Raw genomic sequence first — 16,677 nt, forward strand, 5'->3', positions numbered from 1 at the left:
TTCAGAGGGACGCGTTATCCGGCTTTACGACGGCTGCGCCGCCGAGCGGGAGCAAGCTCCCTCGCCACGAGAGCCGGGAGCCCATGCTCAGAGCGTGATGCCATGCCCTGTCAAGAAATCGACAAAGGCTTGTTCATCGAGCACCTTGAGCCCCAGCTCATTGGCCTTGGTCAGTTTCGAACCGGCGCCCGGCCCCGCCACCACGCAGTGGGTTTTCGCCGACACGGAACCGGCGACCTTGGCCCCCAGGCTCTCCAGCTTGTCCTTGGCGACGTCGCGGCTCATCAACTCCAGCGAACCGGTCAGCACCCAGGTGTGACCCGCCTCGGGCAAGCCTTCGACGACCTTTTTCTCGCTCTGCCAATGCATGCCAAAGTCGCGCAGCTGTTGCTCCGCTGCTTGGCCCTGCTGACGGTTGGCGGCAATGGCGAAGAACTCGCGCACAGCGTTGGCCTGTTTTTCCGGCAACGCCTGGCGCATGTCCAGCCAGTCGGCGTTCATCACCGCCTCGAGTGAGCCGAACTTGTCCGCCAGTTTCTGCGCCCCGCCAGGGCCGACCGAAGGGATGTTCAGCTTGTCGAGAAAGCCACCCAGGGTGGTGCTGGCGGAGAACTCGGCGCCCAACTCGCCTTGGTCCTGGATCTCCAGGCCGTGGCGCAGCAGGTCCTTGATCACCTGGCAGTTGTGTGGGTCTTCGAAGAAGCTGTGGATCTCGTGGGCGACTTCCAGGCCGACGTCAGGCAAGTAGGTGAGCACCTGGGGTAAAGCCGCCTGTACACGCTCCAGCGAACCAAGAGAGCGAGCCAGGACCTTGGCGGTTTCCTCACCCACATCCGGGATACCGAGGGCGTAGATAAAACGCGCCAGGCTCGGTTTTTTGCTGTCGACGATAGCTGCCAGCAAGTTCTTGCTCGACAGTTCGGCGAAGCCTTCCAGGTCGACCACCTGCTCGAAGGTCAGGGCATACAGATCGGCGGGCGATCCCACCAGGCCCTCATCCACCAGCTGCTCGACGCTCTTCTCCCCCAGCCCCTCGATGTCCATGGCCCGGCGCGACACAAAATGAATGATGGCCTGCTTGAGCTGCGCACCACAGGCCAGGCGACCGACGCAGCGGTACACCGCGCCTTCGCTGATGGTTTCACGGCCCTTGCTGCGCTTGATCAGTTGCGTGCGCTCGACATGGGAACCACACACCGGGCACTGCTGGGGGATCTCCACGGGGCGGGCATCGTCCGGGCGGCGCTCGATGATCACTTGCACCACTTGCGGGATCACGTCGCCGGCACGGCGGATGATCACGGTGTCGCCGATCATCAGACCCAGGCGCGCCACTTCGTCCATGTTGTGCAAGGTGGCATTGGCCACGGTCACGCCAGCGACCTTGACTGGTTTGAGGCGTGCCACGGGCGTGACAGCGCCGGTACGGCCGACCTGAAACTCGACGTCCAGCAATTCGGTGAGTTCTTCAGAGGCGGGAAACTTATGGGCAATGGCCCAGCGCGGTTCCCGGGCGCGGAAACCGAGCTCGCGCTGAGAGGCGATGCTGTTGACCTTGAACACCACCCCGTCGATTTCATAAGGCAACGCATTGCGCCGCTCGCCGATGTCGCGGTAGTAATCCAGGCATTCGTCAATACCGTGGGCCAGCTTCAATTCACGGCTGATGGGCAGGCCCCAGGCCTTGAGCTGCTTGAGGTTGCCGATGTGGGTATCGGCAATGTCCGCGGTCACCTGACCGATACCGTAGCAGCAGAATTCCAGCGGGCGGTTGGCGGTGATCTTGGAATCCAGCTGGCGCAGGCTCCCCGCCGCGGCGTTGCGCGGGTTGGCGAAGGTCTTGCCACCCGCTTCCAGTTGCGTGGCGTTGAGGCGCTCGAAGCCGGCCTTGGACATGTACACCTCGCCGCGCACTTCCAACACTGGCGGCCAGCCACTGCCCTGCAACTTGAGGGGGATGTTGCGCACGGTACGCACGTTGACGCTGATGTCCTCGCCCGTGGTGCCGTCACCGCGCGTGGCTCCGCGCACCAGCATGCCGTCCTGATACAACAGGCTGACCGCCAGGCCATCGAGCTTCGGCTCGCAGCTGTATTCCACCGCCGCGCCACCGCCCAGCAAATCGCCCATGGGCAGGTCGAGGCCTTCGGTCACCCGGCGGTCGAATTCACGCATGGTGGTTTCGTCGAAGGCGTTGCCCAGGCTGAGCATCGGGATCTCGTGGCGCACCTGGCTGAACGCCGACAGTGCCACGCTGCCGACCCGCTGGGTTGGGGAATCACTGGTTACCAGTTCCGGGTGTTGCTCTTCCAGGGCCTTGAGCTCGTGGAACAAGCGATCGTACTCGGCGTCCGGGATGCTTGGCTCATCGAGGACGTGGTAACGGTAGTTGTGCTGATCCAGCTCGGTACGCAGCTTTTGGATGCGGGTTTCAACGGCGTTCATGGGTGTTCTCTCATAAAGCAAAAGAGCAGCCTGGGCTGCTCATTTTTTCAAGACTTTTTGGGAGGGCTTCGCCCTCCAGCGGGAGCAAGCTCCCTCGCCACAAAAAGCCCCAGCCATAAAGACTCTGGCGACTTCAGCGTTTCTGGGTCAGTGCCCGGCGCTCGAATTCGACGATGCGCTGGCGGTAGTGCTCGATCGTCTGGGCAGTCAGCACGCTGCGCTGGTCATCCTTGAGTTCGCCATTGAGCTCCTGGGACAGCTTGCGAGCCGCGGCCACCATCACGTCGAAGGCCTGCTTGGGATGACGCGGGCCCGGCAGACCGAGGAAGAAACTCACCGCCGGCGTACTGAAATGATCGATGTCGTCGAGGTCGAACACGCCAGGCTTGACGGCGTTGGCCATGGAGAACAGCACCTCGCCATTGCCGGCCATGCTCTCGTGACGATGGAAAATGTCCATCTCGCCGAAACGCAGGCCGCTTTCGAGGATGTTCTGCAGCAACGCCGGGCCCTTGAAGCCAGCCGGGTCGCGGCAGATCACGCTGATCACCAGCACTTCTTCAGCCTGGGCCTGGTCTTTGTCAGCGCCCGAAGTTTTGTTCTCGTCCGGGAAATCGTTGTCGCGGCTGCTGAAGCTCGGCCCACCATCCAGGTCGAGGTTCAGGTTCAAATCGCCCTGGGACGGCTCGCTGTTGCGCTTGCCGCGCTTGGAACCCGATTCCCGTGGCTCACGGGCAGGTGCGCTCATAGACGGCAAGTCGTGCTCGTCCAGCTGCGGCTCCTTGTGGGTGTCCAGCACCCGCGGCGGGCCCAGCAGTTCGGCGCTGTCATCCTCATCGGGCAGGTTCGACAGGCTGCGATCCAGGCGAAACTTCAGTTTCCCCTTGCCGCCGCGCATGCGACGCCAGCCGTCGAAAAGAATACCGGCAATGACTATGATGCCGATGACGATCAGCCACTCGCGCAGACCGATTTCCATGTAATCCCGTGCCTCTATAAAAATGCTGAAAAATAAGGGGCTTAGCTATTTGCAAACCGCTTTAAAACGTGGCGCCAACTCTATGTTCTGAATGGCATTTTGCCCACGCATACGAAAAATTGACATTAAACTAGCACGACCAAAGATAACTTTACACCGTCTGTCGCACAGGCTTGTGCCCAATCTGTGATTTGAACAACAGGCCTAAGGGTAAAAAATACCTACAGCGTTCCAAGTAGAAGCCCTACAAGCCGTTGTTCAGGCATCCACCATGGCCATGGCCTCCTCCACATCCACCGCCACCAGCCGCGAACAGCCCGGCTCATGCATGGTCACGCCCATCAACTGATCGGCCATTTCCATGGCGATCTTGTTGTGGGTGATGTAGATGAACTGCACCGTTTCAGACATCTCCTTCACCAGCCGTGCGTAACGGCCTACGTTGGCGTCGTCCAATGGTGCGTCGACCTCGTCGAGCATGCAGAACGGCGCCGGGTTCAATTTGAAGATGGCAAAGACCAGGGCCAGCGCGGTCAGCGCCTTTTCGCCACCGGAGAGCAAATGGATGGTGCTGTTCTTCTTGCCAGGAGGACGCGCCATGATTGTCACCCCTGTATCGAGTAAATCTTCGCCCGTCAGTTCCAAGTAAGCGCTGCCGCCACCGAAAACTTTTGGGAAAAGTGCCTGCAAACCGCCGTTGATCTGATCAAAGGTATCCTTGAAGCGGTTGCGGGTTTCCTTGTCGATCTTGCGGATGACGTTTTCCAGGGTCTCCAGCGCTTCCACCAGATCGTCGTTCTGGGCGTCCAGGTAACGCTTGCGCTCGGACTGCTGCTGGTACTCGTCGATGGCCGCCAGGTTGATTGCCCCCAGGCGCTGGATGCGCTGGGCAATGCGTTCCAATTCCTCCTCGGCTTCCTTCTCGTTCGCCCCGGCCACCAGGGTGGCGAGCACGCCGTCGAGGTCGTAGCCGTCTTCCAGCAATTGGTCCTGCAAGGCTTTGCGCCGCACCGTCAGGGCCTGCCACTCCATGCGCTGCTGTTCCATCTGGCCGCGGATCAGTTGCGATTGCTGCTCGGCCTGGCTGCGGCGCTTCTCGGCGTCGCGCAGTTCACGGTCGGCGTCCTCCAGGGCGATCTGCGCAGTCTTGAGCTCTTCGTCGACGCTCATGCGCTTGTCGAGCAACTCTTCGAGCTTGAGGCGCAGCTCTTCCAGCGGCGCTTCGCCCTCCTCCAGATTGAGGCTCAACTGCTCGCGTTTTTCGGTCAGGCGCTCGGACTGCATTTCCAGCCGTTCCAAGGCCTGGCGCGTGGAATCGTGCTGGGCCTTGAGCGAGCCCAGGCGCACCGCCAACTGATGGGCATGGTCCTTGTGCTGGCGTGCTTCCTGGCGCACCCGGTCCAGGCGCTCGCGCAGACTGTCACGCTGGGCCAGCAGCAGTTCGCGCTGCTCGGTGTCCAGCGCCATGGCGTCGAGGGCTTCTTGCAGTTGCAAGCGCGCCTCGCCGATCTGTTCGTGCTCCAGCGCCCGCTGCTCGCCCAGTTCGGCGATTTCTTCTTCGAGGCGGGTACGGCGCAGCGCCAGCTGTTCGACCTTGGCCTTGCCGGCCGACAACTGCGCCTTGAGTTCGCCTTGCTGGCGCGCCTCATCCTGCAACAGCCGCCGCAGGTGTTCGCGGCCATTTTCCTGTTGACGCTGCTGCGCCCGCAGGTTCTGCAATTCGGTTTCCAGGGCTTCGACGCTGGCCTCGCGCTCTTCGCGCTCGGCGCCCAGGCGCTGGATTTCCTGACCACGGGCGAGCATACCGCTCTCGGCTTCGCTGGCCCGGCGCACTCGCAGAAAATGCCGGCCGACCCAATACCCGTCACGGCTGATCAGGCTTTCGCCGGCCGCCAATTGCCCACGCAGGGCCAAGGCCTGCTCAAGACTGTCCACCGGCTTGACCTGCCCCAGCCAGGGCGACAGGTCGACCTGGGCCTCAACCTTGTCCAGCAAGCTGCCTGGGATTCGTACCCCGTCGCCAGCCGGGCTGAGCAGGCGCAGATCGCCCTGGGTGAAACCCGAGAGGTCGAAGCCGCCAAAGTCATCCACCAGCACCGCCTGCAGATCGGCACCCAGCACGGTTTCCACCGCCAGTTCCCAACCGGCATCGACCTTCAGGCCCTCGGCCAGTCGCGGACGCTCGGCCAGATGCTGGTCGCGCAGCCATTCGGCGGTGCCGGTGCCCGGATCCAGCGCGGCTTGCTGCAAAGCTTCCAGCGAGGCCAATCGCCCATTGAGCCGCTGCAATTCGCCCTGGGCCTGCTGCTGGTTCTGCAAGGCCAGCTGCAAGGCCTGGCGCAGTTGCTCGAGCCGTTCGACCTGGGCGTCTTCGCTGGCCTGCAAGTCTTCGAGGGTGGCTTCGCTGGCCGCCAGTTGCTCGCTCAGATCCAGAATCGCAGCGTCTTCCGGGTCCGCCGCGAGCAAGGCGCGTTCTTCGGACAGGCGGCGCTGACGTTCGGCCAGGCGCTCCATGCTGGTTTCCAACTGCTGGATGCGCGACTGCTGGACTTCAGCCTGGCGCCGGGGCTCGGCCGAGGTCAGGTTGAAGCTGTCCCACTGCTCTTGCCAGCCATGCATGGTCAGCTCGGCTTCTTCCAGGGCTGCGGCGGCCTCTTCGGCGGCGGCGCTGGTGATTTCCTGCTCTGGCGTGAGCCGGTCCAGTTCTTCGCCAAGGGTCAGCAGCAGCGTGCGGTCGTGACCCAGGTGCGATTCGGTTTCCAGACGCGCCCGCTCGGCTTCCTTCAAGTCATCCTGCAACTGCCGCAGCCGTTGCTGACCGTGCTGGATGCTCTGCTCGACCCGGGCGATGTCGCCCCCCACGGAATAGAAGCGCCCCTGCACCAGATTGAAGCGCTCGGACAGGTCGTGGTGCCCATCACGCAGTCGCTCGATGGCGGCGTCGGCGTTGCGTTGCTCGGCCACCAGGGCCTCGAAGCTGACTTCCTGGTTGCCGATAACGGCCTCGCGCTGGCCGACCTGCTCGTTCAACGCTTGCCAGCGCAGGGCGGAAAGCTGGGCCTTGAGCTGGCGCTCCTCGCCCTTGTATTCCTGGTATTTCTTCGCGGCCTCGGCCTGACGATGCAGACGCTCGAGCTGGCGTTCGAGTTCTTCGCGCAGGTCGGTCAGGCGCGCGAGGTTTTCGTGGGTGCGACGAATGCGGTTTTCGGTCTCGCGTCGCCGTTCCTTGTATTTGGAGATACCGGCGGCTTCTTCGATGAAGTTGCGCAGGTCTTCGGGCTTGGCTTCGATCAGCTTGGAGATCATGCCCTGCTCAATGATCGAGTAGCTGCGCGGGCCCAGGCCGGTGCCGAGGAAGATATCGGTGATGTCGCGACGCCGGCACTTGGTGCCATTGAGGAAATAGCTGTTCTGGCTGTCGCGGGTCACTTTGCGACGAATGGATATTTCCGCATAGGCCGCGTATTCACCCACCAGGGTGCCGTCGGAGTTATCGAACACCAACTCGATGCTGGCCTGGCTCACCGGCTTGCGACTGGTGGAGCCGTTGAAGATGACGTCGGTCATCGACTCGCCGCGCAGGTTCTTGGCCGAACTTTCGCCCATCACCCAGCGCACGGCGTCGATGATGTTCGACTTGCCGCAACCATTGGGCCCGACCACCGCCGCCATGTTACTGGGGAAGTTCACCGTGGTCGGGTCGACGAAGGATTTGAACCCCGCCAGCTTGATGCACTTGAGCCGCACGTTCAGGCCTTCGTCAGTGCAGAGACCACCAGATCGCAACTGCGCTGGGCGTAGGCCGTGAGCACGATGCGGATCTGCGGCAAATCACGGGCCAGCACAGCAGCGAGCAGGCGCTGGAACAGGTCGAGGAACTCGCTCATTTCAGCCTTGCGCTGGTCCAGGGCCAGGAAATAGGCACGGCTCATGGCCGGTTGCAGGTTCTCGACGGTTTCCTGCAAGTACGGGTTGTTGGCAAAGGGATAGGCAGCGCGCATCACACTGAAGCTTTCATCGACGAAAGTGCGGATGTCCTGGCGCGCGTAGGCGTCGTTAAGACGCTGCTGGATCGCCACGAACGGCGCCATGTCGGCTTGCTCTTTCCAGCCATGGGCCACGGCGTTGCCCAACAGGATGTACAGCTCGCTCATCAGCGTGCAGAGGCTGCGCACCTTGTGTTCGGTGAGTTCGGTGACGTGTGCGCCACGGCGCGGCAGGATCGCAATCAAATGGCGTCGTTCCAGGATCAGCAAGGCCTCGCGGACCGAGCCGCGGCTGACGTTGAGCGCCAGCGTGACCTTCTGCTCCTGGATGCGCTCTCCCGGTTTCATTTCGCCGCGAATGATGCGTTCGGCGAGGTGATGGGCGATTTGCTCGGCGAGGCTGTCCGGGGCCTTGAACGTCATGGTTGTCCTTCAAACTCTTCGATTTGCACAAGCGGCGCAGTGTAGCGCACTCGATACGTCATGGCGCAGGGCCTGTACCGGGTTTTTGGCACGATTCAAGCAAAAAAGTCCTGTGGAGCCGAGCTTGCTCGCGATAGCGGTATATCAGCTTGCATCCATACTTAATGTACCGCCGTCATCGCGAGCAAGCTCAGCTCCCACAGGGTTCTACAGTGTCCATAGATCGTTGTTCATCGACCAAATGGCTTTTCTTGACCTTTAAGTCAGAAAATCGTTGACCGAAAAGTCAGACCTGATAAATTCAGGCCCACGTCGATACAACAATAATGAGTCTGCGAGGCCTTCCGTGATCCAGTTTTTACTCAACCAGGAACTCCGTAGCGAGCACGCCCTGGACCCGAACCTGACCGTGCTCAACTATTTGCGCGAACACGTTGGTAAACCAGGCACCAAAGAAGGCTGCGCCAGTGGCGACTGTGGCGCGTGCACTGTGGTGGTAGGCGAATTGGAAACGGACGCCGATGGCCACGAACGCATTCGCTATCGCAGCCTCAATGCGTGCCTGACCTTCGTCTCGTCCCTGCACGGCAAGCAACTGATCAGCGTCGAAGACCTCAAGCACCAGGGCCAACTGCACAGCGTCCAGCAGGCGATGGTCGATTGCCACGGCTCGCAATGCGGCTTCTGCACACCGGGCTTCGTCATGTCGCTGTTCGCCCTGCAAAAGAACAGCGAACAACCCGACGCCCATCAAGCCCACGAAGCCCTGGCCGGCAACCTCTGCCGTTGCACCGGCTACCGGCCGATCCTGGCCGCCGCCGAGCAGGCCTGCTGTGGCAAGCAGCCAGACCAGTTCGATGCCCGTGAGGCCGAGACCGTCGCCCGCCTCAAAGCCATCGCACCGACCGACACCGGTGAGCTCAACACTGGCGACAAGCGCTGTCTGGTACCTCTGACCGTCGCCGACCTGGCTGATCTTTACGATGCTTATCCCCAGGCGCGCCTGCTGGCCGGCGGCACGGACCTGGCCCTGGAAGTCACGCAATTTCACCGCACCCTGCCGGTGATGATCTACGTGGGCAACGTCGCCGAACTCAAGCGTATCGAGCGTTTCGACGATCGCCTGGAGATCGGCGCCGCCGCCGCCCTCTCCGATTGCTACGAAGCCCTGAAAGCCGAGTACCCGGACTTTGGCGAATTGCTGCAGCGCTTCGCCTCGCTGCAGATCCGCAACCAGGGCACCCTGGGCGGCAACATCGGCAACGCCTCACCAATTGGCGACTCGCCACCGCTGCTGATCGCTCTCGGCGCGCAGATCGTGCTGTGCAAGGGCCAGACCCGCCGCACCCTGGCCCTGGAAGACTATTTCATCGACTACCGGGTCACCGCCCGCCAGGAAAGCGAATTCATCGAGAAGATCATCGTGCCGCGAGCCAGCGCCGAACAGGCGTTCCGCGCCTACAAGGTGTCCAAGCGCCTGGACGATGACATTTCCGCCGTATGCGCGGCGTTCAACCTGCGCATCGACAACGGCATGGTCCGCGACGCCCGCGTCGCCTTCGGCGGCATGGCCGCGACCCCAAAACGCGCCAAACATTGTGAGGCGGTATTGATCGGTGCGCCGTGGACCGACAGCACCATTGAACGCGCCTGCGCAGCCCTGGCCGAGGATTTCACGCCGCTGTCGGACTTCCGCGCCAGCAAGGAATACCGCCTGCTCAGCGCCCGCAACTTGCTGCGCAAATACTTCATCGAACTGCAAACGCCGCACATCGAGACTCGGGTGACCGCTTATGTCTAACCATCACACCGTAGAGAAGACCCAAGCCGAACTGGCCGAGCTGTTCGCCCGCGATCTCACCACTGGCGTGGGCCGCAGCGTCAAGCATGACAGCGCCGCCAAGCACGTGTCCGGCGAGGCCCAGTACATCGATGACCGCCTGGAATTCCCGAACCAGTTGCACGTCTATGCCCGGCTGTCGGACCGCGCCCACGCCCGTATCCTGCGCATCGATACCACGCCCTGCTACACCTTCGAAGGCGTGCGCATCGCCATCACCCACCAAGACATCCCCGGCCTGAAGGACATTGGCCCGCTGCTGCCCGGCGATCCGTTGCTGGCCATCGATGACGTGCAGTTCGTCGGCCAACCGGTGCTGGCTGTCGCCGCCAAAGACCTGGACACCGCGCGCAAGGCGGCGATGGCGGCCATCGTCGAATACGAAGACCTGGAACCGGTGCTGGACGTGGTCGAGGCCCTGCGCAAGCGGCACTTCGTGCTCGACAGCCACACCCACCAGCGCGGCGATTCGGCCGCGGCACTGGCGAGCGCCGAACATCGTATCCAGGGCTCGCTGCACATCGGCGGCCAGGAACATTTTTACCTGGAAACCCAGATTTCCTCGGTGATGCCCACCGAAGACGGCGGCATGCTCGTCTACTGCTCGACCCAGAACCCCACTGAAGTGCAGAAACTGGTGGCCGAAGTGCTGGGCGTGTCGATGAACAAAGTCGTGGTGGACATGCGGCGCATGGGCGGCGGCTTTGGCGGCAAGGAAACCCAGGCCGCCAGCCCGGCGTGCCTGTGCGCCGTCATCGCACACCTCACCGGCCAGCCGACCAAGATGCGCCTGCCCCGTGTCGAAGACATGTTGATGACCGGCAAGCGCCACCCCTTCTACATCGAATACGACGTCGGCTTCGACAGTCGCGGGCGCCTGCACGGCATCGCCCTGGAACTGGCCGGCAACTGCGGGTGCTCGCCGGACCTGTCGGCCTCGATCGTCGACCGGGCAATGTTCCATGCCGACAACGCCTACTACCTGGGCGATGCGACCATCAACGGCCACCGCTGCAAGACCAACACCGCGTCAAACACCGCTTACCGCGGTTTCGGCGGGCCCCAAGGCATGGTCGCCATCGAAGAGGTGATGGATGCCATCGCCCGGCACCTGGGGCTCGATCCGCTGGCGGTGCGCAAAGCCAACTATTACGGCAAGACCGAACGCAACGTCACCCATTACTACCAGACCGTCGAGCACAACATGCTCGAGGAAATGACCGCCGAACTTGAAGAAAGCAGCCAGTACGCCGAGCGCCGCGAAGCGATCCGTCGCTACAACGCCAATAGCCCGATCCTGAAAAAGGGCCTGGCGCTGACCCCGGTCAAGTTCGGCATTTCCTTTACCGCCAGTTTCCTCAACCAGGCCGGCGCCTTGATCCACGTCTACACCGACGGCAGCATCCACCTCAACCATGGCGGCACCGAAATGGGCCAGGGCCTGAACACTAAGGTCGCCCAGGTAGTGGCCGAGGTGTTCCAGGTGGAAATGGACCGCGTGCAAATCACCGCGACCAACACCGACAAGGTGCCGAACACTTCGCCCACCGCCGCCTCCAGCGGTGCCGACCTGAACGGCAAGGCGGCGCAGAACGCCGCCGAAACCATCAAGCGGCGCCTGGTGGAATTCGCCGCGCGGCAGTACAAGGTCAGCGAAGAGGACGTGGAGTTCCACAACGGCCATGTGCGGGTGCGCGATCACATCCTGACCTTCGAGGCGCTGGTGCAGCAGGCGTATTTCGCCCAGGTCTCGCTGTCGAGCACCGGCTTCTACAAGACCCCGAAAATCTACTACGACCGCAGCCAGGCCCGTGGCCGACCGTTCTACTACTACGCCTATGGCGCGGCGTGTGCCGAGGTGATCGTCGACACCCTCACCGGTGAGTACAAGATGCTGCGCACCGACATCCTTCACGACGTCGGCGCCTCGCTGAACCCGGCCATCGACATCGGCCAGGTCGAGGGTGGTTTCATCCAGGGCATGGGCTGGCTGACCATGGAAGAGTTGGTGTGGAACGACAAGGGCAAGCTGATGACCAATGGCCCGGCCAGCTACAAGATCCCCGCCGTGGCCGACATGCCGCTGGACCTGCGGGTCAAGCTGGTGGAAAACCGCAAGAACCCCGAAGACACGGTGTTCCACTCCAAGGCCGTGGGCGAGCCGCCGTTCATGCTCGGCATCGCCGCGTGGTGCGCCATCAAGGACGCCGTGGCGAGCCTGGGGGATTACCAGCACCAACCGAACATCGACGCCCCGGCAACGCCGGAACGGGTGTTGTGGGGGTGTGAGCAGATGCGGCAGTTGAAGACCGTGAAGCCTGCGCAAGCCGAGGCCGAGCTGGCTTCGCTTTAGACCGCGCGCGGCTATCGCGAGCAAGCTCGCTCCCACAGGGGATTTGTGTACGCCGATCCAATGTGGGAGCGAGCTTGCTCGCGATGAGGCCGGAACAGACAAAGAGATGTCGAGGTGAATATGTACAACTGGATCAGCGCCCTCGCCGACCTGCAAACCCGCGGTGAACCGTGTGTGCTGGTGACGATCATCGAAGAACTCGGCTCCACCCCGCGCAACGCCGGCTCGAAGATGGTCATCAGCGCCAGCCAGACGTTCGACACCATCGGTGGCGGACACCTGGAATACAAGGCCATGGAAATCGCCCGGCACATGCTCGCCAGCGGTCAGCAGAACACCCATCTGGAGCGTTTCAGTCTGGGTGCGAGCCTGGGCCAGTGCTGTGGCGGCGTCACCGTGTTGCTGTTCGAACCCATGGGCCAGGTCCAGGCGCAAATCGCCGTGTTCGGCGCCGGCCACGTCGGCCGCGCCCTGGTGCCGCTGCTGGCAAGCCTGCCCTGCAAGGTGCGCTGGATCGACTCGCGGGAGACGGAGTTTCCCGAACACCTGCCCCATGGCGTGCGCAAGATCGTCACCGAAGAGCCACTGGATGAAGTCGACGAATTGCCCGTCGGCAGCTACTGCATCGTCATGACCCACAACCATCAGCTCGACCTGGAACTGAGCGCCGCGATCCTCAAGCGCAACGACTTTGCCTACTTCGGCCTGATCGGTTCGAAGACCAAACGGGTCAAGTTCGAGCATCGCCTGCGTGATCGTGGTTTTGACAGCAGCACCTTGCAGCGCATGCGTTGCCCGATGGGCATCGGCGAAGTCAAAGGCAAGCTGCCTGTGGAAATCGCCATCTCCATCGCCGGCGAAATCATCGCCACCTATAACGCCGATTTCGGCCAGCGCACCGCCCGCGCCGAACCGATTGCCAAGCTGCTGCCGGCCTCGCGCCGTAGCCAGGCGAACCGTTGAACACTCGTTGAGAATTCCCATGCCCCTGACACGCAAAGCCTACCGCGCCGCCCTGCTCCACAGCCTCGCCGACCCAGCTGAAGTCGGTATCGAGGCGTCCTATGAATATTTCGAAGACGGCTTGCTGGTGGTGGAAAACGGCCAGATCAGCGCCCTCGGCCACGCCCATGACCTGCTGCCGACCCTGGCAGCGGACATCGAAGTCACTCATTACCAGGACGCGCTGATCACCCCCGGCTTGATCGACACTCACATCCATCTGCCACAGACCGGCATGGTCGGCGCCTATGGCGAGCAATTGCTGGACTGGCTCAACACCTACACCTTCCCCTGCGAAAGCCAGTTCGCCGACAAGGCCCACGCCGATGCCGTGGCCGATATTTTCGTCAAGGAGTTGCTGCGCAACGGCACCACCACCGCACTGGTGTTCGGCAGCGTGCACCCGCAATCGGTGAATTCGTTTTTTGAAGTGGCCCAGAAGCTTGATCTGCGGATGATCGCCGGCAAAGTGATGATGGACCGCAACGCCCCGGACTACCTGGTCGACACTGCCGAATCCAGCTACACCGAGAGCAAGGCACTGATCGAGCGCTGGCACGGCAAGGGCCGCCTGCACTACGCGGTGACCCCGCGCTTCGCCCCCACCAGCACCCCGGAACAACTGGCCCTGGCCGGTCAGTTGCTGGGGGAATACCCAGACTTGTACATGCAGACTCACATCAGCGAGAACCTGCAGGAGGTGCAGTGGGTCAAGGAGCTGTTCCCCGAGCGCAAGGGTTATCTGGACGTCTACGATCACTACCAGTTGCTCGGCGAGCGCTCAGTGTTCGCCCATGGCGTGCATTTGTGCGACGACGAATGTGCACGCCTGGCAGAGACCGGTTCGGCCATCGCCTTCTGCCCGACCTCGAACTTCTTCCTCGGCAGCGGCCTGTTCAACCTGCCGATGGCTGAGAAGCATAAAGTGAACGTGGGATTGGGTACCGACGTGGGTGGCGGCACCAGTTTTTCGCTGCTGCAAACCCTGAACGAAGCCTACAAGGTGATGCAGTTGCAGGGCGCGCGGCTGAGCCCGTTCAAGTCGCTGTACCTGGCCACCCTCGGCGGCGCCCGAGCCCTACGCCTGGAGGACAAAATCGGCACGTTGCAGCCGGGTACCGACGCGGATTTCCTGGTGCTGGACTACAACGCCACGCCGCTGCTGGGTTATCGCCTCAAGCAGGCCAAGGACATTGCCGAGCGGTTGTTCGTGTTGATGACGCTGGGGGATGACCGGACGGTGGCGCAGACGTATGCGGCCGGTAAGTTGGTGCATCAGCGGTAGATTTTTATTGCCTGTTGAATCGCCATCGCGAGCAAGCTCGCTCCCACAAAGGTTATGTGAACAACACAAATCCACTGTGGGAGCGAGCTTGCTCGCGATTGGCGGTATGACTGATTCAACCCTCAGAGCTTGGCCGTCGACCGCCCAGGCTTCTTGCTCTGCAGCAGGTGCGAGAACACCGCATGCAAGTCATCCGACGCACTTTCCTCGTCGAGGTTGAGCTTGCTGTCGATGTGGTCCATGTGATGCATCATCAGGTCCACTGCCAGCGTGGCATCGCGGGCCTCGATGGCGTCGATCAACTGGGTGTGTTCGTCGTAGGAGCAGTGGGAACGGTTGCCGCTTTCGTACTGGGCGATGATCAGCGACGTCTGGGACACCAGGCTGCGCTGGAAGCTGATCAGCGGGGCGTTCTTCGCCGCTTCGGCCAGCTTGAGGTGGAACTCGCCCGACAGACGGATGCCGGCGCCGCGGTCGCCACGGGAAAAACTGTCGCGCTCGTCGCTGACCATCTGCCGCAGCTCAGCCAATTGTTCGGCCGTGGCATGCTGCACCGCCAATTCGGTGATCGCCCTTTCCACCAGGCGCCGGGCCATGAATACCTGGCGAGCCTCTTCGACACTCGGGCTCGCCACCACGGCGCCGCGGTTGGGCCGCAGCAGCACCACGCCTTCGTGGGCCAGGCGTGACAGCGCCCGGCGAATGATCGTGCGGCTGACCCCGAAAATCTCCCCCAGTGCCTCTTCGCTCAACTTGGTACCGGGCGCCAGGCGTTGTTCGAGGATGGCCTCGAAGATATGCGCATAGACAATATCGTCCTGGGTTCCGCTGCGGCCGGCTTTACCGGCTCGCGGTTGTTTCTTGAGGGGCTGCAACTGTTCGTTCATGGGCACTCGAGTCGGGAGAACTGCGGCGAATTGACCGTGACTGTAATACGGCACAGCGGGTCGCTGGCAAGTATCGCGTAAAAAACAGCTCGATTGTACACAACCTCTGATGGCAACACGACTGTACGGCTGTTTGCGGGCATGGCTGTATTGCAATCGGCTACTGCGTTGAGTTTAGGCTGCAAACCCAAAATCTGTGGCGCGATCAAGCCCAGCCAATCTACAACAAGGACCACCGCCCACCATGACCGAAGTCACGACCACGCCACTTCGTCCATTGGCCGATACCTCGCCTTCAGCCATCGTCGCCGGGTTCATCGCGATGATGACCGGCTACACCAGTTCCCTGGTGCTGATGTTCCAGGCCGGCCAGGCAGCCGGGCTGACCAGCGGGCAGATTTCCTCGTGGATCTGGGCGATCTCCATCGGCATGGCGGTGTGTTCCATCGGCCTGTCGCTGCGCTATCGCACGCCCATCACCATCGCCTGGTCGACACCCGGCGCAGCACTGCTGATCACCAGCCTGGGTGGCGTGAGTTATGGCGAGGCCATCGGCGCCTATATTACCTGTGCAGTATTGGTGACGATCTGCGGCCTGACCGGCAGTTTCGAGCGCCTGGTCAAACGTATTCCGGCGTCACTGGCGGCGGCGTTGCTGGCGGGGATCCTGTTCAAGATCGGCAGCGAAATCTTCGTCGCCACCCAGCATCGCACCGGCCTGGTGCTGGGGATGTTTTTCACTTACCTGATCGTCAAGCGCCTGTCGCCACGTTACGCGGTACTGGCGGCACTGTTGATCGGCACGGCGCTGTCGGGCCTGCTGGGGCTGTTGGACTTCAGCGGCTTTGCCCTGGAAGTCGCGACGCCGGTCTGGACCACGCCGCACTTTTCCCTGGCGGCCACCATCAGCATCGGCATTCCGTTGTTCGTGGTGGCGATGACCTCGCAGAACATGCCCGGCATCGCCGTGCTGCGGGCCGACGGCTACAACGTGCCGGCATCGCCGCTGATCACCAGCACCGGCATCGCCTCGCTGCTGCTGGCACCGTTCGGTTCCCATGGCATCAACCTGGCGGCCATCAGCGCGGCCATCTGCACCGGCCCCCATGCCCACGAAGATCGCAACAAGCGTTACACGGCGGCGGTCTGGTGCGGGATTTTCTACGGGATTGCCGGGGTGTTCGGCGCGACGCTGGCGGCGTTGTTCGCGGCGCTGCCCAAGGAGCTGGTGCTGTCCATCGCGGCCTTGGCGCTGTTCGGGTCGATCATCAACGGTTTGAGCATCGCCATGAGCGAAGTGAAGGAGCGGGAAGCGGCACTGATCACCTTCATGGTCACGGCGTCGGGGCTGACGCTGTTCTCCATCGGTTCGGCGTTCTGGGGGATTGTGGCGGGGATACTGACGCTGCTGATCCTGAACTGGAGCAACGATTGAAAGCATCGCGAGCAAGCTCGCTCCCACAGTAGTGATGTGAAC

At 62.4% G+C, this 16,677-nt stretch carries 10 protein-coding genes; 5 read left to right on the plus strand and 5 right to left on the minus strand.

Annotated features, from left to right (window positions below):
- Positions 1-87: 87 nt before the first annotated feature.
- The 4 genes from ligA to Q7F16_RS22720 all read right to left on the minus strand — a co-directional run bounded on the left by ligA (position 88) and on the right by Q7F16_RS22720 (position 7,833).
- Entirely contained in the window at positions 88-2,445 is a 2,358-nt protein-coding gene (gene ligA, locus Q7F16_RS22705; RefSeq protein ID WP_409556905.1) for an NAD-dependent DNA ligase LigA, read from the minus strand.
- A 133-nt stretch (positions 2,446-2,578) separates the two neighbouring features.
- On the minus strand, positions 2,579-3,424 hold the full coding sequence (gene zipA / locus Q7F16_RS22710) for a cell division protein ZipA (RefSeq protein WP_014339395.1): 846 nt from the start codon (positions 3,422-3,424) through the stop codon (positions 2,579-2,581).
- A gap of 258 nt (positions 3,425-3,682) precedes the next feature.
- Positions 3,683-7,171, minus strand: a complete 3,489-nt coding sequence (gene smc / locus Q7F16_RS22715) for a chromosome segregation protein SMC (protein WP_409556906.1) — start codon at positions 7,169-7,171, stop codon at positions 3,683-3,685.
- Positions 7,172-7,173: 2 nt separating this feature from the next.
- The gene (locus Q7F16_RS22720; RefSeq protein ID WP_053186814.1) at positions 7,174-7,833 is read right to left on the minus strand and encodes a GntR family transcriptional regulator; all 660 of its coding nucleotides are present in this window, start codon (positions 7,831-7,833) and stop codon (positions 7,174-7,176) included.
- Between the two features lie 346 nt (positions 7,834-8,179).
- Between Q7F16_RS22720 and xdhA the strand changes: the two genes are divergently transcribed.
- The 4 genes from xdhA to guaD all read left to right on the plus strand — a co-directional run bounded on the left by xdhA (position 8,180) and on the right by guaD (position 14,313).
- Positions 8,180-9,634, plus strand: a complete 1,455-nt coding sequence (gene xdhA / locus Q7F16_RS22725) for a xanthine dehydrogenase small subunit (RefSeq protein WP_409556907.1) — start codon at positions 8,180-8,182, stop codon at positions 9,632-9,634.
- Positions 9,627-12,026 (plus strand): xanthine dehydrogenase molybdopterin binding subunit, encoded by a 2,400-nt coding sequence (xdhB, locus tag Q7F16_RS22730; RefSeq protein WP_409556908.1) that lies wholly within the window; start codon positions 9,627-9,629, stop codon positions 12,024-12,026. Before xdhA ends, xdhB begins: the two co-directional genes overlap by 8 nt.
- A 120-nt stretch (positions 12,027-12,146) precedes the next feature.
- The gene (gene xdhC, locus Q7F16_RS22735; protein ID WP_409556909.1) at positions 12,147-12,989 is read left to right on the plus strand and encodes a xanthine dehydrogenase accessory protein XdhC; all 843 of its coding nucleotides are present in this window, start codon (positions 12,147-12,149) and stop codon (positions 12,987-12,989) included.
- Between the two features lie 19 nt (positions 12,990-13,008).
- Positions 13,009-14,313, plus strand: coding sequence for a guanine deaminase (gene guaD / locus Q7F16_RS22740; RefSeq protein ID WP_409556910.1), 1,305 nt, complete (start codon positions 13,009-13,011; stop codon positions 14,311-14,313).
- A gap of 122 nt (positions 14,314-14,435) precedes the next feature.
- Here guaD and Q7F16_RS22745 read toward each other — a convergent pair whose 3' ends face one another.
- Positions 14,436-15,200 carry a GntR family transcriptional regulator gene (locus tag Q7F16_RS22745; RefSeq protein ID WP_003183531.1) on the minus strand — a complete coding sequence of 255 codons (765 nt, stop codon included), beginning with the start codon at positions 15,198-15,200 and terminating at the stop codon, positions 14,436-14,438.
- Positions 15,201-15,444: 244 nt separating this feature from the next.
- Here Q7F16_RS22745 and Q7F16_RS22750 point away from each other — a divergent pair, with 244 nt between their 5' ends.
- The gene (locus Q7F16_RS22750; protein ID WP_409556911.1) at positions 15,445-16,635 is read left to right on the plus strand and encodes a benzoate/H(+) symporter BenE family transporter; all 1,191 of its coding nucleotides are present in this window, start codon (positions 15,445-15,447) and stop codon (positions 16,633-16,635) included.
- Positions 16,636-16,677: the final 42 nt, after the last annotated feature.

The organism is Pseudomonas sp. Lb2C2 (assembly GCF_052112205.1).
Classification (GTDB): domain Bacteria; phylum Pseudomonadota; class Gammaproteobacteria; order Pseudomonadales; family Pseudomonadaceae; genus Aquipseudomonas; species Aquipseudomonas kilonensis.